Raw genomic sequence first — 21,221 nt, 5'->3', positions numbered from 1 at the left:
CAGGGGAAGCCGTTTCAGCCGCCCGAAGTCACGTCCGCAGGATGCACGTTGAACCCATTGCGCCCCGCCGCCTTCGCACCGTAAAGCGCTGCATCGGCCGCCTCGACCAAACCCAACACCGGCTCCAGCCGTGAACTCGTGCCCGTCGCGATACCGATACTCACACTCACGCGCCCGAAAGGGCTGCCTGGGTGTGTAATGTTCTCCTGCTGCAGGCGCGCAAGAATGCGTTGCGCGACCACCGCAGCCCCTGCACTGTCAGTCGCGGGCATGATGATCGCCATTTCTTCGCCGCCATAGCGCGCCACCAGGTCCGACGGCCGCCGCACGCACGTTGCCAATAACGTGCTGACCGCCTGCAAGCAAGCATCTCCCGCGACGTGACCAAAGGCATCGTTGAAGCGTTTGAAATGGTCGATATCGATCATCAGCAATGCCAGTGACGTACCCTCGCGCTGCGCCCGGCGCGCTTCAACGGCCAGCGTTTGGTCAAAACAGCGGCGGTTGGCGAGGCCGGTCAGCGCATCCTTTTTCGCTAATAGCGCCAATTGCCGATTGGAGTCGAGCAACTGTTGCTGGGCGACACGCAACGCCTCTTCCGCCGCCGTACGCCTGCGGATATCCAGGATCAGAAACCAGCCGATCAGCCCCGTCAGCCCCAACAGCCCCACCACCACGACCGCTGACAGTGCCGCCTCGATGCGCCACGCCGCGAGGGCTTCGTGCTTGCCCAGCGCGACCGTGGTGATCAGCGGCAGGGTTTCGCTTTTGCGAAAGGCATAGAGCCGCTCTACCCCGTCCAGGCTGGAGGTATAGGCCGCAGTGCCCACAGGCCGGTCGACGAGGTACTTGGAATAAATAGGCGAGGTGGAAAAGTTGCGTCCCATGTCCTGCTCGCGGAAGGGGTAACGCACCAGCAACGTGCCGTCGGCGTAGGACAGGCCGATGGCGCCCTCCTGGCCTACATCGAGTTTGCCGAATACCCGCAGAAAGTTTTCCACCCCCAGGGTCACAGCGACCACGCCAGCGAAGTTGCCCGCCGCGTCGTTGAAACGGCGGCTGATGGTCACCACCCATTCCTGGTTGGCACGGCTCTGAATCGGCGGGCCAATAAAAGGTTCAGCGCTCGGATCGTCGCGATGGTGGATGAAATAGGCCCGATCACTGCTATTGGCGCCCTCCGGAATCGCACGATTGGAAGACAGCAGCCACCGGCCCTGATGATCATAAATGGTGATGCCGCTCAACTGCGGCATCAGCGGCTGCTGTAGGTTGATCAGCGTGCTGATTCGCTGGATTTGCACCGGGCCACTGCCTTCGGTTTCCAGGCGCTCAACCAGCCCCAGCAACAGCAACGAGCTTTGCCGCACGATGCCTTCGGTATAGGTGTTAAGGGCCTGGGTCAGGTTCAAGCCATGCACATCCACTTCCGCCAGCGCACGGTCGCGGGAAGACAGGACTTTCCAAATCGTCAGCGAAGTCAGGGAACAGCCGATCACCAACAGCAACAGCATCACAAGACGGGTATCACGCTTCACGTCAGCACCTTAAGGAAGTCCGGTTTCCGTTCCAGCCATCATTCGAACGTCGGTACTCACAGGGGCAACCGGTTTCAGAGTGCCAGCATACAAGCAGTCTGTGCGGGCTGCAGCAACAGAGTGTGCGCGGAGCAGCATCAGGCGGGGCGCAACGCCATACGTACAGCCACGCCTGACCGAACCGGCCGGCTGGGCGCGCAGGGTATTCGGATTTTCGATTGTACTGATGTTGGCGCTTAAACTGGTGTTGGCGGTGCTGAGGTAGCTATGTGGGAGCGCGGGATTCACGGTTATGATCGGCGGCGAGCCCTAATGCCACTCTACCAAGCGAACGCAATGCTCAAAGCAACGAAGATCAACTGTGGGAGCTGGCTTGCCTGCGAAAGCGGTCGTGCTGTAACAGATGCAGTGACGGACACACCGCCTTAGCGGGCAAGCCCGCTCCCACATTTGGGGCGCAGTGGCCTGCTCGATCAGCCATCGAGCACTGCACGGATTTTCCGGGGAAGGTCAGCAGGCTGATACGGCTTGGGAATCAACTCGAACGCATGCACCTCTATCTCCGCGCGGGCCAGCGCGTCTTTCGCATAGCCGGTGGTCAGCAAGATCCTGATGTGCGGATACAAGCGCGACACCTCCCGCGCCAACGCCGCGCCATTCATAGCGCCGGGCATGATCAAGTCACTGAACACCAGGTCATACGTCGCCTGTTTGAGCATACCCAATGCCTCGGCGGCATTGAGGGCGATGTCGGTGTGGTAACCGTAGTCAGACAGAATGACCTGCACCAACTCGGCCACCTCGGGCCGGTCCTCCACGATCAGGATGCGTTCGTTACCTTGCGGTGAGATGGCTGTGGGGGTCTGCTCGACCCACAGCTGGCTGTCATCTGCAGGAAAGTACAAGCGAATCGTCGTACCGATGCCCGGGTCTGAATGAATCCGCGCCGTGCCGCCCGATTGCTTGACGAAGCCATACACCATCGACAACCCCAGGCCCGAGCCCTGGCCTTCTTCCTTGGTGGTGAAGAACGGCTGCATGACTTTGTCCTGAATACCTGCGTCGATGCCGTTGCCGTTATCGGAGACCGAAATACTCACGTAACAGCCCTCGGTCAACCCATCCCGCTCGGCACCGAGATCGCCGGGCACCTGGACGTTGCAGGTCTTGACGGTTACCGTCGGGTCAGCACGCCCGTGCAAAGCATCCTGGGCATTCGATAACAGGTGCTGCACTGCCAGTTCCGCCTGGACCGGGTCGATGCGGCAATTCCACAAATCGTCGGCAAGCTCCACATGCAACTCGACACCCTTCAGCGCACGCGCCATGAAGTCGGGGCGACCGAGCAAACTGTTCAAGTTGATCACCCGACTGTCGAGCCGTTGCTTGCGCGAAAACGCCAGCAACTGCTGGGTCAGGGTCTGAGCTTTTTGCGCCGCTGCCCTGGCACGGCTGGCACTGTTGACGATGCGCTGCGGATCGCTACCGGGGCGCTTGGCGCTCTGCTGGATCAAGTCGAGATAACCCATCATCACTTGCAGCAGGTTATTAAAGTCATGGGCGATGCCACCGGTCAGTTGCCCCAGTGCTTCCAAGTCTTGTGCGCGACGCACGCGCTGTTCAGCGTCGTGGCGCCGGCTCACGTCCAACTGCGAGGCGAAAAAATACACCAGTTGCCCACGTTCGTTGAACAACGGCGAAATGAACAGCTCGTTCCAGAAGGTCGAGCCGTCTTTGCGGTAATTGAGCACCTCGACACAGGCTTCATGGTGCTGCTCAACCGCGCGCTGCACCTGGTGCAGCGCGTTTTTATCGGTTTGGGGCCCTTGCAGGAACCTGCAATTGCGTCCGATCACTTCGTCCAGTTCAAAGCCTGTCAGGGTCAGGAACGCCTGGTTGGCAAAGATGATCGGGTTATCAAGCCCGGCGGGGTCGGTCACGATCATTGCACTGTGGCTGGCTTGCATGGCCGCAAAGAACAGGTCTTTGCGGCTGGCAGACAGCATTGCCAATTCCATACCGTCGACCACAGGCTTCTTCTTTGTCGCCAAGGTTCACCTCCAGATACGTGGTACGTGTTCCATGGACCGTGAAAACGCTGCGCAGTGCCATCTTCCCCCTGAAGGGCGCGGCGCCGTGGTTGGGCGCCGCGCCACCGTACAACCTTGGTCATGGCTCAGGTTTTGGGTGAAGTAACGGAACGCGACTGAAGTCGCTTGTTATGTAGAAGCATGAACAAATCTCCTCCGGCTTACGGAAAAAGGCGGCCAAGCATCGGGCGGCAACTTCGCCAACGACTGTGAAAACGCCTCGGAAGCATTCAACAACGAGCTAACTTTCAGCATAGGTTTCACGTAAAGGCTTTCGACGCTCAGTTGTGGACGACCCTCCTTCCAAAACCATTACTTTGCCAGTATTTACGCACAGTCATTGTGAGCTAGCCTTATCGCGCTGAGTCCTTTATGCGGTGAACTCATGGATACGTTAACGAAAGCCGAAATCGAAACGGCCCTTTCCGCTCGCCTCCCCAAGTGCGCGGTCAAGTGCGCGCTCAACGCGGACGGCAGCCTTTCAGTCACCGTAACGGCGCACGGTATGGATCAATTCACCGTCGCCAACATCAACCGCGCCCACTATCACGGTGTCTCGGGGATCAACCGGCTTGTTCGGGAAATACGTGAGGAAATGGTCATGGCCAGGCAGTCTTTCTGGCGGTCGTCGGTGGGGTAAAAGACATGGCGGACTCTACTGACGCAACGCTGCAACCGATCAAAGTTGATTACCTGCAAGACACGCTGTTCGGTGTGAACGCGCTCGCCAGCGATTGCATGGGGCAGCTTGTGCGCACTGCGCCAGACGTGCAGTTGCGGCTAGCGCCGCCATGGCCAGCGCAATTGCTGAAAGCCCACAGAGTTACCTTTGAATGGGACGGTCAGGTCTGTCGTGGCGTGGTGCAGCAGGTTGAAACCTTGACCAACGGCGACTTGCTGCTGGACATCGAACCGCAGCCGTAAACGCGCGCACTTGGCAGCATTAGGCGCGTTCACCCGCCATCGCCCGCTGGTGAAAATGCGGCAGCCATTTCAACGCGTGAAGGGAAGCGGCCAACTGCACCTGCTCACGGGAGCCCATGAAGCGTTCCTTGCGACTGAACACACTCAGCGCTCCCCCATTTCGATAGGCCCAGGCGAAACAAACGGTGCCTGGAGGAATGCCATCAATTCCATCCGGCCCCAGCAGGCCCGTGGTCGCTACCGCTACATCCGCAGGGCTGTCGCGCAGCGCGCCGTGAGCCATTTCCTGGGCGACCTCACAGCTGGTGAGATTGAAGGTATCGATGGTATAGCGACGCACGTTCAACAGCCGCTGTTTCGCCTCTGGCGAATACACCACGTACCCGCTTTCGATCCACGAGCCACTGCCGTCGATCTGCGAAAGCAAGGTGATGATCTTGCCAGCGGTACACGACTCGGCCGTCGTGACGACCAACTGATGGTGCTTGAGGTATTCAACGATAGAAGCAGCGACCGACATGCTGAGTGCTCCTGCGCAAAGGGTTTTTGCTGATTGATTTTTGTCAAAAAAACCGACTTGTAAAAAAGAATTTCGAAATTCTGCTGGGGTCTACAGAGGAACATCCCCCTAGGAGACAGCACCATGAAGTTCGCGAAATTCTGCCAGAAACTCTCCAACCAGGCGGGCAGCTCAAAAACCTTTCTGACGGCCGTCAGCTTGATAGCTGTCTGGGCGCTCACCGGGCCTTACTTTCATTACAACGACACCTGGCAGTTAATCATCAACACCTCCACCACCATCATCACCTTCCTGATGGTGTTCCTGATCCAGAATACCCAGAACCGCGACAACGATATTCTTCATCTGAAACTGGACGAGCTGATTCGTGCCACCAAAGAAGCTCACAATGCGGCGTTGAGCCTGGATAAGCTCGGGTCGCACGACCTGCAAAAATTGCGTGAGCAGTACAGCAAGCTGGGGCAACCCAAGCCGGTCGACGACATCAAGCAGGAGAAGAATTCTTCAAGCGGCCCGATCTGAGCCCTACGCCGGTCAGCGTACCTTGCGCCCTTGCACAACGTTGTAGGGATCGATGGTAACCATGATGCGAAGCGAACCCGCTCCAACGATTTGATCGCAGGGCGTCAGGTAGATAGGTGTCGACTGTCAGGCCGTCATCGCAGGCAAGCCAGCTCGCACATGAGTGGGTGTTCAACTCAAAGCATTTTGAACGCCCCGTACGCTCGTCTTTCCAATAAGAACAGGATCAAACCTGGCGCAGATTACCGGCAACAGGAGGCAGCCGACCATGACTGACACCCCAACCCACCGAGTAACCCAATCCCTATCCGCCGCAATAACACTGTCCCTGCTCAGCGCCTGCGCTGGCAACAACTCACCTTCGAATGTCGAGGCACCTGGGAAGCCGACAACGCCTTCGACCCGAACGCTGGAAGCCGGCGCCGCCCTGCTGCAATCACGCCCACCGATTGATGCCCTGAACGCCTACCTGGACGGTTTTCACTTCTACAACGGCCATCCCGATGTGCAAATGGAAGCGCATCACTACTGCGCAATCCTCAATGAGGAGGTCATCCAGTGTGTGATCTACGATGGCAACCGCAAGGATGCAAAGTTGATGGGCGTGGAGTACATCATCAGCGAGGCGCAGTTCAACACGCTGCCCGCGCCTGAACAGGCGCTGTGGCACAGCCATGTGCATGAAGTGAAGTCAGGGCAACTGGTCGCTCCGGGAATTCCTGAGGTGGCGGAACATGCGCTGATGGAGAAGCTGGTGCACACCTACGGCAAGACCTGGCACACCTGGCATACCGATCTGGATAAACGCCTGCCTTTAGGCGTGCCTCAGCTGATGATGGGGTTTACCGCAGACGGCCAGGCTGACCCGCGTATGGTCGCCGAACGAGATAAATGCCTGGGCATCGACAGTGCCGACAAGAAAAAGACGCGCGCCGATATCCCCGCGCCGCCCATCGCGCCCGGCGCGGACGCGTGGCGCCAGGGCACGGTTATCCAGATCGCCGACCCGACCCTGAAGGCCCATCAACACTGACACCGCCATTCAGTCATTTGGATTGAACGATCATTTGCGGGCCTTTCTCTACCCAAGACCAGCCAAAGGAGGATGTCATGATGATTGATACCGCAACCGGAATGAGGCCTGGCGAGCGATACGCCGTGGAAAACCTGGAGCGCACACCGAACTTCAGCGGTTTTTTCCTGGATGGAAAATATTACCTGGGCCCTGAATTGATGACGGCCGTCGGATGGCTTGAGGGCCAGACGTTTATTTATGATGAGCTCGACGCCACAGGTGAACCGGTGTTTCCCGACCGCGTCGCCGGTACCCTCGAGAACCTGACCCTGGTACTGACTGACGGTACCCGCCTGCAACTGCACCCGTTGCCCGTCCACGTGCCCGAGGATTCGCCTGGCGTCATGCAGGCCAAGGGGAAATTGCACGGCAAAACCGTGGTGATCACAGGCGCCTCCAGTGGCATTGGCCGCGCGGCTGCTCACGCCTTTGCCGAGCAAAGTACCCGCTTGGTGTTGGCGGCCCGAGATGAAAAAGCCTTGGAAGAGGTGGTCGAGGAATGCGCTGCGCGTGGCGCCGAGGCCATCGCCGTTAAAACCGATGTAACCCAGGGCGACCAGATGCGCGCCCTTGCCGAACAGGCGGCGGCCTTCGGCAATGGCCGCATCGATATCTGGATCAACAACGCCGGAGTAGGCGCCGTCGGCAGTTTCGAGGACACGCCCCTGGAAGCCCACGAACAGGTGCTGCAAACCGACCTGCTCGGGTACCTGCGCGGCGCCCACGTAGTGTGGCCTTATTTCAAAGCCCAGCACCGCGGCATTCTGATCAACACCTTGTCGCTGGGCAGTTGGGTAGCCCAGCCCTATGCCGTCGCCTACTCAGCCAGTAAATACGGCCTGCGCGGCCTGACTGAAGCACTGCGTGGGGAGCTGACTGATTACCCCGATATTCATGTGTGCGACATCTATCCCGCCGTGATGGACACACCGGGCTTTCGCGATGGCGGCAATTTTACCGGCCACACCTTGACGCCACCGCCACCGGTCTATGACCCGCATAAAGTCGCGCAAGCGATGGTGGCCTGTGCGCTGCAACCGAGGGACAGCACCACGGTAGGCAGCGCTGCCACCGTGGCCCGTGTCGCGCATTTTTTGCTGCCCGGCTTTTCGCGGCTATCCGGCTGGCTTACCCGCCTCGGCCTGGAACGTAGCCAGCGCGCCGCGACGTCGGCGGGCAACCTCTACACCCCGGCAAGCGGCGAACGTCGTGTCGAAGGCGGCTGGCGGCAAACCCGCCGTACGCCCTATGGGATGGTTGCAATAGGCGCAGCGCTGCTAGTGGGCGGCGTTGTCGTTGCGCGCAAATATTCGGCTCGTCACAAATGAAAACGGGGCAAATCCCGAATACCAGCCAGTCAAGCACAACTCCTCTGTGGGAGCGGGCTTGCTCGCGAAAGCGGTGGATCAGTCACATCAATGTTCAATGGACCGACGTCTTCGCGAGCAAGCACGCTCCCACATTTGATCTTCGTTGTTCCCATTACATGAGGTAACCCAGCATGTCTTACGATTACCAAGGTACTGCCAGTGTCATCACTGCCTCGCGCCATCTTGGAACGCCCTCAGATGAACGCCTAAACGAATCAAAAAACATCCAAATGAAAAGTAGCGGCAAACCGACCATCGCGCGCTTGGACTTTGACACGCCAATGGATTGGCCCGGCAATCCCAACTTTATCACCGTCAATTTGCCCGACGGCTCCTCCGTCAGCGGGGTCATCGCCGAGCTGAACCGCCCAGCCGATGGGCCTGGATGGGTCACCTTCACGGTAGACGATTAGGCCTCATCCATGCCCTGCGCCCAGTCATCGAATTGTCGGACAACTTATTTGAATTATTTTTGACGTCAAATATCTGTAGTTCATGAGTATCAAGGAGGCCTCATGAAACACAACGACCTATTCACTATCGAGTACCAGCTGCATGGCGAGCCCAAGTCCTTCATCGTGCGCGCACCGCGCATGGACAATGCCGAGGCTTGGCATTGGGCCAGTTGCGACGCTGGTGTGGCGGTCATCCCCAAATTTGGGCAACACACGTTCAAGCGGGTGTCAAAACCGATGGCGGAGAAATACGGCATTACCCAGGTGCGCTGGAGTGGCGCGGCACAGATTCAATGGGCGGAGGGCCTCAGAGGATGAACAGTCAGACTCTTGGTTACACAACGACAAACAGGCGGGACGACGAGGTCACGCGAAACGCCGAGATGTTCTTCGAAGCGGATCGATTGGACGCGTTGGCGTACGAGATCATTGAGTCTTACAGCGGCGATGCGCAGACGTGGGCGCGGTTTACCGAGGCGAAGAAACGTGCGGATGCGCAGCGTACAGTGGCCTATCGAGAGTGGATGCGAATTCATCGTTCCAAGCGGAAATAACGTCAGCCGGCACGCATCAACCTGACACCCTACGATCCAAATGTGGGAGCTGGCTTGCCTGCGATAGCGGCCTGACAACCAATCAGGATGTCAGGCCGAGTGTATATCCCCTAGCGTTCACGCCCCTGACTCAGGGTCTGTCGAAGGGCCTCCAGGGGCAACACCGCCTTGCTCCCGTGCCTGTTGCCCGCCTGCCGGCGACTGCGATTTATCGTTTCGCTTAGCCGCCGGCGGGCGCACCTTGCGCTCAGAAGGATTCGGTTCGTGGTGCTTCGAGGCTTCGCTCATACCGCCCTCCTCAATCACTGATCAAAGTATCGGCTTGCCACCCGTCACGCCGTAGCGTTCGCCGGAGATGTAGCTGCCTTCATCCGACGCCAGCAGCACATAGATCGGCGCCACTTCCACTGGCTGGCCTGGGCGCCCCAGTGGGGTGTTGCCGCCAAAGTTTTTCACCATGTCCGGCGTCATCGTCGAGACGATCAATGGCGTCCAGATAGGCCCGGGTGCCACGCTGTTGACGCGAATCCCCCGCTCGCCGAGCATCTGCGCCAGGCCGGCGGTAAAGTTGGCAATCGCGCCTTTGGTGGCCGCATAGGGCAACAGGCTGGGGTTGGGCATATCGGAGTTGACCGAGCTGGTATTGATGATCGAACTGCCCTCGGCCATATGAGGCAGCGCGGCCTTGCAGATGCGAAACATCGCGGTGATGTTGACGTTGAAGGTTTTCACCCAGTCCTCGTCGGGGATGTCTTCCAGCGATTGATAGGTCATCTGGAACGCTGCGTTGTTGACCAGCACATCGATGCGGCCGAACTTCTCCACGGTGTCGTTGACGATGGCCGTGCACTGCGCCGCATTGCCCAGGTCGCCGGGCAATAACAAGCATTGACGACCTGCCGCCTCGACCCAGCGTGCGGTCTCCTTGGCGTCTTCATGTTCATCCAGGTACGACACTGCCACGTCCGCGCCTTCACGTGCGAAGGCAATGGCCACGGCCCGTCCGATGCCGCTGTCGGCACCGGTGACCAAGGCGATTTTATTGGTGAGCCGGCCCGAGCCTTGGTACGACTGCTCGCCGCAATCGGGCATCGGGTCCATCTTGCGTTGCTCACCGGGTACGGGCTGTTGCTGGGCGTTGAAGGGTGGTTTTGGATAGCTGTTCATCAGAACGTCTCCTGGGTGGGTTTCTCTTTGCGAGGGTTCGCCAGGAAGCGAAGTTCAGACGGATTTTCAGAAAATCGGATAACCGTGCAACCGCGGTGGCCACTCGTCAGTTTGATTAAACCTTCCGACGGTTGCGCGTCTCAACCGGGTCGTAGTGGTGTGTCGAATGACCGGGTGGCCTCAAGGCATTTTTTGTTGGCAGCAGGTTTTCAGCTATATTTCACTGTCGGTTCAGCCCTCGCCCTCGTTGTTCAAGTTCTTCCCTCTACACCCCGTCTTTTTGTGCGCCGTTAACCAAGGTTGGTATCTATGAAGTCTGCCCCCCCCCGCGGTCCCCCAACGTACCGCAACGCAAAGATCTGACCCCCAGCAACTTGAATTTCCCGGTGGTGGGTATCGGTGCGTCGGCGGGCGGGCTGCAAGCCGTGAAAGCGTTTTTCGAGCACATGCCTAAAGACTGCGGCATGGCCTTCGTGGTGGTCCTGCATCTTTCGCCCGACCATCAAAGCGTGGCAGACAAGATCATCCAGGAAACGACCCGCATGCCGGTGTCGCAGGTCAATGACGCCACGCCCATCGAAAAGAATCACGTGTACGTCATCTCGCCAGCACAGCTCTTGAAGATGAATGATGGCTACCTCGCGGTCTCACCTTCCGTGCGCGAAGGTGGACCGCACATTGCCATCGACCTGTTTTTTCGCGACCTGGCAGACACCCATAAAGAACGCGCGTTTTGCCTGATCCTGTCCGGTACCGGCTCAGATGGCGCGGTGGGGCTGTCGCGCATCAAAGAGCAAGGCGGCATCACCCTGGTACAAGCACCGGAAGACGCCGAGTACGATGGCATGCCGCTGGCGGCCATCGAAACCCAGATGGTCGACCTGGTGCTGCCTGTGGTGGAAATGCCGCAGAAGCTGCTGGAACTGTGGCGCAATGCCCAGTCGATTGTGCTGCCCACCGCCAACGACCCTGAGATCAAGACCACCCCACCCAGCACCGAACGCGATGCCGCCGTGGCCGAGCAGCTGTTGCTGGATATTCTGATCCAGTTGCGCGCCAGTACCGGGCATGACTTCAAGCATTACAAGCGCGCCACGGTGTTACGTCGTATCGAGCGGCGCTTGCAGGTCACGGCCCAACCCGACCTCGCCACCTATTACAACTTCCTCCAGGCCAACCCGGACGAAACCAAGGCGTTGCTGGGCGACATGCTGATTGGCGTGACCAACTTCTTTCGCGACCGCGAGGCCTTCGAAGCGCTTGAGCGAGACGTGATCCCCAACCTGGTGAAGTCACTGGAAGACAGCGTGCCGCACCGTGAGGAAGTGCGTATCTGGTCGGCAGGATGCTCCACCGGCGAAGAGGCCTACAGCCTGGCGATGCTGGTGGCCGAGCAACTGGCGCTGGACGCCAGCGGTGCAAAGATGCAGGTGTTTGCCACTGATATTGATGAGCGGGCCATTACCCATGGCCGCAACGGCGTGTACCCCGAAGCGATCATCACCGACGTACCGCCTCAACGGTTGCGCCAGTACTTTGCCAAGGAGAAGAACCAGCACTACCGGGTGCGCAAGGAAATTCGGGAAAAGGTGCTGTTCGCCAAACACAGCCTGCTGGCCGACCCACCGTTCTCGCAGATCGACCTGATCGTGTGCCGCAACCTGTTGATCTACCTGGACCGCGAAGTGCAACGCGACATCCTGCAAATGTTCCATTTCGCGTTGCGTCCCGGTGGCTACCTGTTCCTCGGTTCCTCGGAGTCGGCCGACGGCTGCCTGGACCTGTTCGTACCGGTGGACAAGCGCAACCGCATTTTCAGGGTGCGTGCCGGCTCGTCCGCCGCGCGCCGCGCCCCGACGATGCCGCGAGGCGGCTATCTGCGCCCGAGCGCCACAACGCTGGCGATTGAAACCAAGGCGCCCAGCAAGGTCTCGTTCGCGGACATCCATCTGCGCGCTCTGGAAAAAGCCGCGCCGCCCAGCGTTATCGTGAATATGCAGGCCGATATCCTGCACATGAGCGAAGGCGCAGGTCGATTCCTGCGCTACGTGGCCGGCGAGGTGACGCACAACCTGCTGACGCTGGTGCATCCCGATTTACGCCTCGATATCCGCACCACGCTGTTTCAGGTCCAGCAATCAAATAGCCCGGTGTCTTCGCGCAAGATCCGCATCCAACGCGAGCAAGGCCCCTTCCTGGTGGACATCAGCGCTCGCCCCTACCGCGATGAAGCGACCGAAAACGACTACGTGCTGGTGATCTTCCAGGAAACCGCCGTCGACCCACAGCTGCCCGACATCGACACTGTCAGCCAGGCCGAAAACGCGATCATGAGCAACCTGGAGCGCGAGCTGCAACGCACCAAGCTGCACCTGCAGGACACCATCGAACAGGCGGAAGTCTCCAGCGAGGAACTCAAGGCCTCTAACGAAGAAATGCAGGCCGTCAACGAAGAACTGCGCTCGGCCACCGAGGAGCTGGAAACCAGCAAGGAAGAGTTGCAGTCGATCAACGAAGAATTGCTGACCGTCAATTTCGAGCTCAAGACCAAGGTGGAAGAGACGGACAAGGTTAACGACTACCTGACCAACCTGATCGCGTCCACCGACATCGCCACGGTCTTCGTCGACCGCAACATGCGCATTCGCTGGTTCACGCCACGGGCCACGGATATTTTCAGTATGTTGCCGGTAGACACCGGGCGCTCGTTGCTGGACATCACCCACCGCCTCAATTATCCGCAAATGACCGAAGACGCCGCCAACGTGTTTGAGTCGTTGAGCATGATCGAGCGGGAAATCAGCAGCAACCACGACCGCTGGTACATCGCGCGGTTGCTGCCTTACCGCTCCAGTGAAGATCACATTGATGGCACCGTGCTGACCTTCATTGATATCACCAAGCGGCGCCAGGCCGAAGAGGAACTGCGCCTGGGTGAGGAGCGCATGCGCCTGGTTGCCGAGAGCACCCATGACTTTGCCATCATCATCCTCGATGTCCATGGCGCCATCACCGACTGGAACACCGGTGCCGAATTGATCTTTGGCTACACCAAGGACGAGGTGCTGGGTGCTTATTACGACCTGATTTTCTCCCCGGAAGACCGCTCCGCTGGTGTGCCGGAGTGCGAACTGCGCACCGCCCGCGAACATGGGCGTGGCGAAGATGAACGCTGGCATGTGCGCAAGGACGGCAGCCGCTTCTATTGCAGTGGCGAGGTCACGCAGCTCAAGAGCGATAGCTTGCGCGGCTACGTCAAGATTGCCCGCGACCTTACCGGCCACAAACGGACCCAGGACGAACAGAATCAGCGCTTGAAGGAAACCCAGACCAACAGCCATCTCAAGGATGAGTTCTTCGCGGTGATGTCCCACGAACTCAAGCATCCGTTGAACCTGATTCAGCTGAACGCCGAACTGTTGCGGCGCTTGCCCGCCACCAAGGTTGCGGGCCCGGCCATCAAGGCGGTCAATACCATCTGCGAGGCGGTGTCCAGCCAGGCGCGGATCATTGACGACCTGCTGGATGTCGCACGGGTTCGCACGGGCAAACTGAAGCTGAAAAAGCAACCGATCGACCTGATTCGCACCCTCAAGGACATTCACAGCGTGGTGCTTGCCGACGGCCACCGTCGCCAGGTCAGCCTTCAGACACCTTCGGTGCCGGGCCGTTTGATCGTTGACGTGGACCCCACGCGTATCGAGCAAGTGATCTGGAACCTGGTCAACAATGCCCTGAAATTCACTCCCGAGGACGGCCAGGTGCAATTGGTGGTCAGCCGCTCGGACGGGCATGCGCAACTGGACGTCATCGATAGCGGCGCGGGCCTGGCCCAAGACAGCCTGGAAGAAATCTTCGACCTGTTCGGGCAAGCGGAAAACCAGCACCAGACCCACCAACGCGAAGGTCTGGGAATTGGTTTGTCGTTGGTGCGGCAATTGGTGGAGGCCCACGGCGGTTCGGTGAGCGTGCATTCGCGAGGGCTGGGCTTTGGTTGCACCTTTTCGATCTGGCTGCCGCTATGCGAACAGCAGGATCATCTGCTGGATAGCGGCGCTACCCAGAACGAAGATCAGCGCCTCAATGGCCTCAAGGTTTTATTGGTCGATGATTCAGCCGAAGTCCTTGAGGTGCTGAACATGCTGCTGGAAATGGAAGGCGCCCAAGTGAGCGCCTTCAACGACCCTTTAAGCGCACTTGAAACAGCCCGGGATGCCCAGTACGACGTGATTATTTCGGACATCGGCATGCCTAAAATGAATGGCCATGAGCTGATGCAGAAGCTGCGCAAATTAGGCCACCTTCGACAGGCTCCGGCTATTGCATTAACCGGCTACGGCGCTGGCAATGACCAGAAAAAGGCCACTGAATCAGGCTTTAATGCGCATGTCAGCAAACCCGTGGGCCATGACTCGTTGATCTCCTTGATCGAAAAACTGTGCCGCTCACGCCGTTAGGGTTGGGGTTGACGGTCAAGGGTAGATGAACTGAGAAAAGCGCACGGACGCCCCTGTTGGTCGCGACACCTGGGTATCCACACTGCCCACCGTGTCGCTGCGCAAGGTCAGGTACAGCACTGCCTGGCCGGCGCTGTCGCTCAGCATCCAGACGCTTACACCCTCCCCGGCCGCCCTGGCCTTGAGCGGCTGCGGCTGGAGCATCTCGATATTGAAACCGCGCAGCAGCTCACCGCTCAACTCGACCTCCAGGGGTTCTTGGGCCTTGCCTTGCACATGAATCACCAGCCCATCGGAGGCGCCATTGCGCAAAAAGCGTTGGTACTCCACGCGCAACTGCCCATCGGCACTGCGCACCTCGCGGGTACTCAGCGGCCCGCTGGAAAACAGGCCCGCCAGGCTCAAACCCATCAGCACCAGCAGCGCGTACCAACCCACCCTTTCAAAGCGCCAGACCTTGCGCTGCAAGGCCATATCTTCCGGTACCGGATAGTTGCGGCTCTGTAAGTCGTCGGGGTCTGGGTTGTTCATAGCGCGGCCCGGACTCAGCCTTTGCTGTGCTCGGGAGAAGACGGCCCTTTGGTGACACCCCGTGGGCCGGCAATCGCCCATATCGCGGCGCCCAGGAACGGCAGTACCACGACGACCGCACTCCAGCCTGCCTTGCTGGCCGAGGCGTTATCGCTGCGCCAGATGCTGTTGATGATCCACGCGTCGAGCAGTACGAGGATCACTGCCAGGCCTATCCAGAAGTAAGTGGTTTGCATGATGCACCTCCAGGTTATGTAACTTTTGGTGCGCAGGCGCAGGCAGGGTTCATTATTTTTGGGCTTTCTGCCTGGCGCTTGGTTTGCCGCCATCATGCGGGCAACTTCGCCGATCCATTCAGGAACGAACCTCTTTAAACGAGACAAGCTGAAACGTATCAGCTTTGGCAAAAGCGCGAAATATGCACGAATGCATTTTTAACCTTGACCCATCGAGGCGAGTCCTCTAAATTCAAATAACTGTATATGAATACAGTATCTTGAAACCCTTCATGGACGAGGCTTACTATGAAAAGCACCCCTTCGAAATTTGGCAAAACACCCCATCAACCCAGCCTGTGGACCCGCGCCGATGCGCTCAAAGTCCATGCGGACGACCCCACCACCACCCAGCCGCTGGTCAGTGCGAACTTCCCGGTATTGAGTGACGAGGTTTTTATCTGGGACACCATGCCGCTGCGTGATATCGACGGCAACATCACCTCCGTTGACGGCTGGTCGGTGATCTTCACCCTCACTGCGGATCGCCACCCAAACGACCCGCAATACCTCGATCAGAATGGCAACTACGACGTTATCCGCGACTGGAACGATCGCCATGGCCGGGCAAAGATGTACTACTGGTTCTCCCGCACCGGCAAAGACTGGAAACTCGGCGGCCGAGTAATGGCTGAAGGGGTTTCGCCCACCGTGCGCGAATGGGCTGGCACACCGATCCTGCTGAACGAACAAGGCGAAGTGGACCTGTACTACACCGCCGTCACGCCCGGCGCGACCATCGTCAAGGTGCGTGGCCGCGTGGTGACCACCGAGCATGGCGTCAGCCTGGTGGGCTTCGAGAAGGTCAAGCCGCTGTTCGAGGCGGACGGCAAGATGTACCAGACCGAAGCGCAAAACGCCTTCTGGGGCTTTCGCGATCCATGGCCATTCCGCGACCCGAAAGACGGCAAGCTGTACATGCTGTTCGAAGGCAACGTGGCCGGCGAGCGCGGTTCGCACAAGGTCGGTAAAGCCGAAGTCGGCGACGTGCCGCCAGGCTATGAAGACGTCGGCAACTCGCGCTTTCAGACCGCCTGCGTCGGGATCGCCGTGGCCCGCGACGAAGACGGCGACGACTGGGAAATGCTGCCACCGCTGCTGACCGCGGTCGGCGTCAACGACCAGACCGAACGCCCGCACTTCGTGTTCCAGGACGGCAAGTACTACCTGTTCACCATCAGCCACACCTTCACCTACGCCGACGGTGTAACCGGCCCGGACGGGGTGTACGGTTTCGTCGCCGATTCGCTGTTCGGCCCGTATGTGCCGTTGAACGGCTCTGGCCTGGTACTGGGCAACCCGTCCTCCCAACCGTTCCAGACCTACTCGCACTGCGTCATGCCGAACGGCCTGGTGACCTCCTTCATCGACAGCGTACCGACCGACGACACCGGCACGCAGATCCGTATCGGCGGCACCGAGGCACCGACGGTGGGCATCAAGATCAAAGGGCAGCAAACGTTCGTGGTCGCCGAGTATGACTACGGCTACATCCCGCCGATGCTCGACGTTACGCTCAAGTAAACGGAGGCTGTAAGACAACGGGTTTGAATTCGATGACAAACCCGTAGTGGATAGCATCGAGATATCCCGTCTAATGCAACTTACCCCAACTCACTGGCTACAAGGATGTAGCCAGTGAGTTGGGGTGTGCGCCGCACCTGTGGCGAGGGAGCTTGCTCCCGTAGCGGTTCGACAGCAGACGCTGATCTCACTGACACGCCGCGATCCAAATGTTGGGAGTACAGGTAGATACGCCTAGGCTGACAGGCCGTCACGGGAGCAAGCTCCCTCGCCACAGGTTCAGCGTCACATCACCGTTGCTTGGAGATTCAGGAAATATAAATCCCCGCCCCATTCAACTGAGTCATATTCACGCCAACCAACGTCACAGAATTGTCCCCGAAGGACAGCAGCGCGTTGTCCTCGAACATCGAGACATGGGAGCGATAATCGTATTGCTGTCCCAAGTCAGGAATACCCATGAACACCAGCTTATCGCTGGCCTGGTACCCCTCGACCCGGTCATTACCAAAGAGGCCGTTGAACAGGAAGGTATTGCTGCCACCGCCCGACACAATCAGGTCATTGCCCGCCCCGCCAACGGCGTGACCCACAATAAGCCAGGTCAGCGCCTGGCGGGTGATGTGTCCACGGCCTTTGCGCTGCTGCTCAAGGCCACCCAGGACGTGCGTCCGCAAGCCGCCACCAGCATCGTATTGACCTGCACGATTTCCATCACCAGCCATTGGCTGAGCAAACGCCTGCCGGACATCACCTCTTGTGTCGGCGGCGCAGTTGCGCGGAGGATCGACCCGAGTTCCGAAGTGCGCAACCTCGACCATGGCGATGCTGATCTGGCGATTCGCTACAGCCCTCGCAAGCATGCACTGAGCCATTCGGCGCTGTTGCAGCACTTCATCAACGGTTTGCTGCGCACCGCAGGGCAGCCGCCGGCATCCTCCGTCAGGTGTTTTTTTTCAGTTGCGCGAGGTAACGCTCCACTTCCCCCGATAACCAATGGGAGAACTCGCGTTGTTTATCTTCCGAACTTTCCCTGGGTGGCCACACCAGCCAATAGGGGTACGCGTACGGTGCACTGACGTCACACAGCTGGATCAGTTCGCCCCGCTCGATAGCGTCATGCACCAGGCTGCGCCGCTCCAGCGCGATGCCTTGCCCCAGGCGAACGGCTTCCAGCACCAGGTTGGAGTCATTGCTGCATAAACCCTTGCGCTCGCTGCCCATCTCGACACCTGCAGCCTCGCACCAGGGCAACCAGGACTCAGTGTTGTAGATGATGGTGCTGTCGACCACCTCCTGCGGTGTCTGCGGCAGGCGCCCGCCATTGAAATGAGGGGCGGCAACCACAACGACTTCATCATGAAACAACAGCTTTTGCTCGACGCCCTCCCAATCCCCCTTGCCCATGCGGATGCCGATATCCACTGACTCCTGATGCAGATTGGAGATGGTCAAGCTGGCTTGCAGACGAATGCCGATATCAGGGTAAAGCTGCTGAAAACCCGGTAGTCGCGGTAACAGCCAGGACCGGCCGAACGACGGCAGAACCGCTACCACCAACTCCCCCATCTTGGGCTGTGCCTGGATCAATCGGGTGGCCTCGGCGATGTCGCCCAGCGCTTTGCGGATCTGCAACGCATACAGGCGCCCATCCTCGCTGACTCGCAAGCCGCGCCCTTCGCGCACGAATAGCGTCAACCCCACAATTTCCTCCAGCACCTTGATCTGCTGGCTGATAGCAGAATGCGTGACGTGCAACTCCTTGGCAGCCAGGGTGACGCTCCCCAATCTGGAAGTGGCTTCGAAACTGCGCAGGCAGGTCAATGGAGGAAATGCACTCATGTAAGCTCAGCTAACCTGTTCTGGTAAAAATTATCGATATTTTGAGGGCTATACCAACGTTAAAGTAACCTCAAATTAACAATTCCTGCCAGCCACGGGCGTCTTTCCGTTCCACCGTCACCTCGAGAACAGCGGAGCGTCTTCGATGAAAACCACCCTCATGGAACCAAGCCTCCGGACCACCCGCCTCAACCAGGCCCCGCAGGTATTACTGACGAAAATGGACCAGGGGCGCCATGCCCTGAAATGGCTGGTGACCAAGGATCAACTACTCTCCTTCTGGCTGGAGCAGCAGGCCTATGTGATCGCGCTGAAGGGCCGCCATTGGATGACGTCCCAAGGCATTGATGTCTGCCTGGAACAAGGGACTTTCACCTGCCTTGCGCCGGGCCTGATCCTGCTGGAAGGCGAAGGGGAAATTGCGCTGTACCTGGCCGACCACGAGGCCACCCCCCGCGCCTGGGGGCTGCTGCTCAACCTGTACAAGTACCTCAAGCATCCCCACTGCACGTTGAAAATTACCCTGACGTAAATGGAGGTTTCATGAAACTGGTCGGCATGCTGGACTCGCCTTACGTGCGCCGCGTAGCAATTTCCCTGGATCTTTACGGCGTCGACTTTGAGCATCAGCCACTTTCGGTATTCAGCACCTACGAACAATTTGCCAGCATCAACCCGGTGGTAAAAGCGCCCAGCCTGGTGCTGGACGATTCAACCGTACTGATGGACTCAAGCCTGATTCTCGATTACTTCGAAGCGTTGGCCCCGACTGATAGAAAGCTGTTGCCACAGCAAGCCAGCGCGCGCGCCCAAGACCTACAGTTGATTGGCCTCGCCCTTGCTGCCTGTGAGAAAACCGTACAGATCGTGTACGAACATAACCTGCGCCCCGCAGAAAAACTCCACGAGCCCTGGCTCGACCGAGTAACCGGCCAGTTGCTGGCCGCCTACTCAGCCTTGGAAAAACGCCTGGCCCATGCGCCGGATGCAGGCTTGACCCAAGGTGCCATCAGCGCAGCAGTGGCCTGGTCTTTCAGCCAGTTCACAGTGGCCTCAGTGGTTAACGCCGAGGCCTTCCCGCACCTGCAGCGCCATGCTGGGAGGCTCGAGAAACACCCGGCCTTCAAGCGATACCCCATCGCATAAGCCCCCTGCAACGTACCACGAGCCGGCACATGCCGGCTCTTTGCGCTGCGCTCACATGAACGGCCTCTATGTACACCGTCTTTTCCTCACCCACCGCCAATGGCTATAAAATCCTGCTGATGCTGGAGGCCCTGGCGGTCAGTTATGACATTTGCCACATCCATCTCGCCGGCGATGAACAACACCTTCCCGCGTATATGCAGGTGATCCCGCACGCCAAAATCTCGGTGCTGCTGGACAACGACAACCAGCAAGTGGTGGTGGAGTCTGCCACGGTGCTTCTATATCTGGCGGAAAAACACACACGTTTTGGCGGCACATCGCCTGTCCAACGCTGGCAAGTGATGCAGTGGCTGATCTGGCAAGTCAGCACATTGATCGCAAAGCCCCGCGCCGCAATCGGTAGCAGCGTCGCAGAGCCCGATAACCGCTTGGGTTGTAGCCGATTTCCGTCAGCCCCAGCACGGCCCACCGTAGCTTGTGTCTCGATTTCCTCCAGGTGATTGTTGAGCTCTTTACGCGCTTCTAGACTCCGCCGCCGTGGGGCAAGTCCCTTTCCCCTCATGATTCCCACAGGCGGCACGGCGCAGATTTTTTTGCCGCCGCCACTCGCAAGGAGAATTTCCTGGGCGGCGCTGAACTGAACTCAAAGCCACGACCGCCAAGGGCCGTGTGGTCAACTGCTCGACGGTCAATAACCCGAATTACTGCATCCTTTCCATCACCATGGATCAGGACAGGAAGGTTGTCGGGTTTGAGGCCGATGCAGGCGAACCGCTGCTGCCCAGTGGTTACCAGTCAGTCAAATTTGGGCCGCCTTAGCCCTCTACGTTGATGCTGGCGAACAAAAAAAGAAGCCTACCAACGTCATTTTCACCAATAAAGGATCGTCCTCGACAATGAAACCCGTCATCGTCGCCATCGCCCTACCGCTCTTTGCAGGCTGCGTCACGCCGAAATATTGGGAAGCTACCGGCGGCAACCCGTCCGATGGGCTGGTCCAACTCTCCTACGTACATACGCCATTCGAGCTCGGCCAAATCCGGGAATCCCAAGGTTTGGCGATCGCCACGGGGCGCTGCCAGTTTTGGGACTACGCACGCGCAGAACGCGAAGGTGCGGAGAGATCCGTGTGCCGAACGATGGGGCAATTTCATTGCCTGGAAACCACCGTGACTCAGGATTATCGGTGCCAAATGTGACATCCACCCAAAGCGCAACGAGGCAGTTT

The 21,221-nt window shown here is 58.9% G+C and carries 22 protein-coding genes; 14 read left to right on the top strand and 8 right to left on the bottom strand.

From position 1 onward, the window contains the following. Nucleotides 1–14 precede the first annotated feature (14 nt). Both GIV35_RS06085 and GIV35_RS06080 read right to left on the bottom strand, forming a co-directional pair. Nucleotides 15–1,538, bottom strand: a complete 1,524-nt coding sequence (locus GIV35_RS06085) for a sensor domain-containing diguanylate cyclase (protein WP_223024075.1) — start codon at nucleotides 1,536–1,538, stop codon at nucleotides 15–17. A gap of 473 nt (nucleotides 1,539–2,011) precedes the next feature. Continuing rightward, nucleotides 2,012–3,589: a histidine kinase famiy protein gene (locus tag GIV35_RS06080; RefSeq protein ID WP_268939809.1), complete on the bottom strand. Its 1,578-nt coding sequence runs from the start codon at nucleotides 3,587–3,589 to the stop codon at nucleotides 2,012–2,014. A 424-nt stretch (nucleotides 3,590–4,013) separates the two neighbouring features. Here GIV35_RS06080 and GIV35_RS06075 point away from each other — a divergent pair, with 424 nt between their 5' ends. After that, nucleotides 4,014–4,268, top strand: coding sequence for a hypothetical protein (locus GIV35_RS06075; protein WP_105226474.1), 255 nt, complete (start codon nucleotides 4,014–4,016; stop codon nucleotides 4,266–4,268). Nucleotides 4,269–4,273: 5 nt separating this feature from the next. After that, complete coding sequence (locus tag GIV35_RS06070) at nucleotides 4,274–4,552, top strand: hypothetical protein (RefSeq protein WP_105226473.1); 279 nt, start codon at nucleotides 4,274–4,276, stop codon at nucleotides 4,550–4,552. Between the two features lie 19 nt (nucleotides 4,553–4,571). Here GIV35_RS06070 and GIV35_RS06065 read toward each other — a convergent pair whose 3' ends face one another. Beyond that, on the bottom strand, nucleotides 4,572–5,072 hold the full coding sequence (locus tag GIV35_RS06065; RefSeq protein WP_105226472.1) for a CinA family protein: 501 nt from the start codon (nucleotides 5,070–5,072) through the stop codon (nucleotides 4,572–4,574). 123 nt (nucleotides 5,073–5,195) lie between these two features. Here GIV35_RS06065 and GIV35_RS06060 point away from each other — a divergent pair, with 123 nt between their 5' ends. The 6 genes from GIV35_RS06060 to GIV35_RS06035 all read left to right on the top strand — a co-directional run bounded on the left by GIV35_RS06060 (nucleotide 5,196) and on the right by GIV35_RS06035 (nucleotide 9,048). Next, on the top strand, nucleotides 5,196–5,594 hold the full coding sequence (locus GIV35_RS06060) for a low affinity iron permease family protein (RefSeq protein WP_105226471.1): 399 nt from the start codon (nucleotides 5,196–5,198) through the stop codon (nucleotides 5,592–5,594). Between the two features lie 268 nt (nucleotides 5,595–5,862). Further along, nucleotides 5,863–6,627 carry an OBAP family protein gene (locus tag GIV35_RS06055; protein WP_236264366.1) on the top strand — a complete coding sequence of 255 codons (765 nt, stop codon included), beginning with the start codon at nucleotides 5,863–5,865 and terminating at the stop codon, nucleotides 6,625–6,627. Between the two features lie 80 nt (nucleotides 6,628–6,707). Then, the gene (locus tag GIV35_RS06050; RefSeq protein ID WP_236264370.1) at nucleotides 6,708–7,997 is read left to right on the top strand and encodes an SDR family oxidoreductase; all 1,290 of its coding nucleotides are present in this window, start codon (nucleotides 6,708–6,710) and stop codon (nucleotides 7,995–7,997) included. 173 nt (nucleotides 7,998–8,170) lie between these two features. After that, nucleotides 8,171–8,452 carry a hypothetical protein gene (locus tag GIV35_RS06045; protein ID WP_236264365.1) on the top strand — a complete coding sequence of 94 codons (282 nt, stop codon included), beginning with the start codon at nucleotides 8,171–8,173 and terminating at the stop codon, nucleotides 8,450–8,452. Nucleotides 8,453–8,554: 102 nt separating this feature from the next. Continuing rightward, the gene (locus tag GIV35_RS06040) at nucleotides 8,555–8,812 is read left to right on the top strand and encodes a DUF6555 family protein (protein ID WP_003190423.1); all 258 of its coding nucleotides are present in this window, start codon (nucleotides 8,555–8,557) and stop codon (nucleotides 8,810–8,812) included. Continuing rightward, nucleotides 8,809–9,048, top strand: coding sequence for a hypothetical protein (locus GIV35_RS06035; RefSeq protein ID WP_019821471.1), 240 nt, complete (start codon nucleotides 8,809–8,811; stop codon nucleotides 9,046–9,048). Before GIV35_RS06040 ends, GIV35_RS06035 begins: the two co-directional genes overlap by 4 nt. 309 nt (nucleotides 9,049–9,357) lie before the next feature. On the opposite strand, the gene GIV35_RS06030 is transcribed toward GIV35_RS06035, so the two are convergent. Further along, nucleotides 9,358–10,215 (bottom strand): SDR family oxidoreductase, encoded by an 858-nt coding sequence (locus GIV35_RS06030; protein ID WP_236264364.1) that lies wholly within the window; start codon nucleotides 10,213–10,215, stop codon nucleotides 9,358–9,360. Between the two features lie 305 nt (nucleotides 10,216–10,520). Here GIV35_RS06030 and GIV35_RS06025 point away from each other — a divergent pair, with 305 nt between their 5' ends. Continuing rightward, nucleotides 10,521–14,672, top strand: a complete 4,152-nt coding sequence (locus tag GIV35_RS06025) for a CheR family methyltransferase (RefSeq protein ID WP_236264369.1) — start codon at nucleotides 10,521–10,523, stop codon at nucleotides 14,670–14,672. A 15-nt stretch (nucleotides 14,673–14,687) separates the two neighbouring features. Here GIV35_RS06025 and GIV35_RS06020 read toward each other — a convergent pair whose 3' ends face one another. Continuing rightward, a complete protein-coding gene (locus tag GIV35_RS06020) occupies nucleotides 14,688–15,203 on the bottom strand; it encodes a hypothetical protein (protein ID WP_105226467.1) in 516 nt (171 codons plus the stop codon). 14 nt (nucleotides 15,204–15,217) lie between these two features. Further along, on the bottom strand, nucleotides 15,218–15,439 hold the full coding sequence (locus GIV35_RS06015; protein WP_003190416.1) for a PLDc N-terminal domain-containing protein: 222 nt from the start codon (nucleotides 15,437–15,439) through the stop codon (nucleotides 15,218–15,220). Between the two features lie 288 nt (nucleotides 15,440–15,727). On the opposite strand from GIV35_RS06015, the gene GIV35_RS06010 reads away from it, so the two are divergent. Then, nucleotides 15,728–17,002 carry a glycoside hydrolase family 68 protein gene (locus tag GIV35_RS06010; protein ID WP_202691497.1) on the top strand — a complete coding sequence of 425 codons (1,275 nt, stop codon included), beginning with the start codon at nucleotides 15,728–15,730 and terminating at the stop codon, nucleotides 17,000–17,002. A gap of 308 nt (nucleotides 17,003–17,310) precedes the next feature. On the opposite strand, the gene GIV35_RS06005 is transcribed toward GIV35_RS06010, so the two are convergent. Both GIV35_RS06005 and GIV35_RS06000 read right to left on the bottom strand, forming a co-directional pair. Next, the gene (locus GIV35_RS06005; protein WP_232914425.1) at nucleotides 17,311–17,865 is read right to left on the bottom strand and encodes a hypothetical protein; all 555 of its coding nucleotides are present in this window, start codon (nucleotides 17,863–17,865) and stop codon (nucleotides 17,311–17,313) included. A 79-nt stretch (nucleotides 17,866–17,944) separates the two neighbouring features. Further along, on the bottom strand, nucleotides 17,945–18,844 hold the full coding sequence (locus GIV35_RS06000) for a LysR substrate-binding domain-containing protein (protein WP_200648081.1): 900 nt from the start codon (nucleotides 18,842–18,844) through the stop codon (nucleotides 17,945–17,947). 145 nt (nucleotides 18,845–18,989) lie between these two features. Between GIV35_RS06000 and GIV35_RS05995 the strand changes: the two genes are divergently transcribed. From GIV35_RS05995 to yecR, 4 genes are all read left to right on the top strand, one after another. Then, nucleotides 18,990–19,376 carry a hypothetical protein gene (locus GIV35_RS05995; RefSeq protein ID WP_236264363.1) on the top strand — a complete coding sequence of 129 codons (387 nt, stop codon included), beginning with the start codon at nucleotides 18,990–18,992 and terminating at the stop codon, nucleotides 19,374–19,376. Between the two features lie 11 nt (nucleotides 19,377–19,387). Continuing rightward, a complete protein-coding gene (locus GIV35_RS05990) occupies nucleotides 19,388–19,990 on the top strand; it encodes a glutathione S-transferase (RefSeq protein WP_105226464.1) in 603 nt (200 codons plus the stop codon). 68 nt (nucleotides 19,991–20,058) lie between these two features. Continuing rightward, nucleotides 20,059–20,493, top strand: coding sequence for a glutathione S-transferase family protein (locus tag GIV35_RS05985; RefSeq protein WP_105226463.1), 435 nt, complete (start codon nucleotides 20,059–20,061; stop codon nucleotides 20,491–20,493). Nucleotides 20,494–20,889: 396 nt separating this feature from the next. Next, nucleotides 20,890–21,192, top strand: coding sequence for a YecR family lipoprotein (gene yecR / locus GIV35_RS05980; protein ID WP_213154309.1), 303 nt, complete (start codon nucleotides 20,890–20,892; stop codon nucleotides 21,190–21,192). The last annotated feature ends 29 nt before the right edge of the window (nucleotides 21,193–21,221 follow it).

It is taken from the genome of Pseudomonas sp. PA-1-6B (assembly GCF_021609545.1).
GTDB classification, from domain to species: domain Bacteria; phylum Pseudomonadota; class Gammaproteobacteria; order Pseudomonadales; family Pseudomonadaceae; genus Aquipseudomonas; species Aquipseudomonas fluorescens_BV.
The sequence above is the reverse complement of the archived record's forward strand: the minus strand, read 5'-3'. Positions and strand labels throughout refer to the sequence as shown.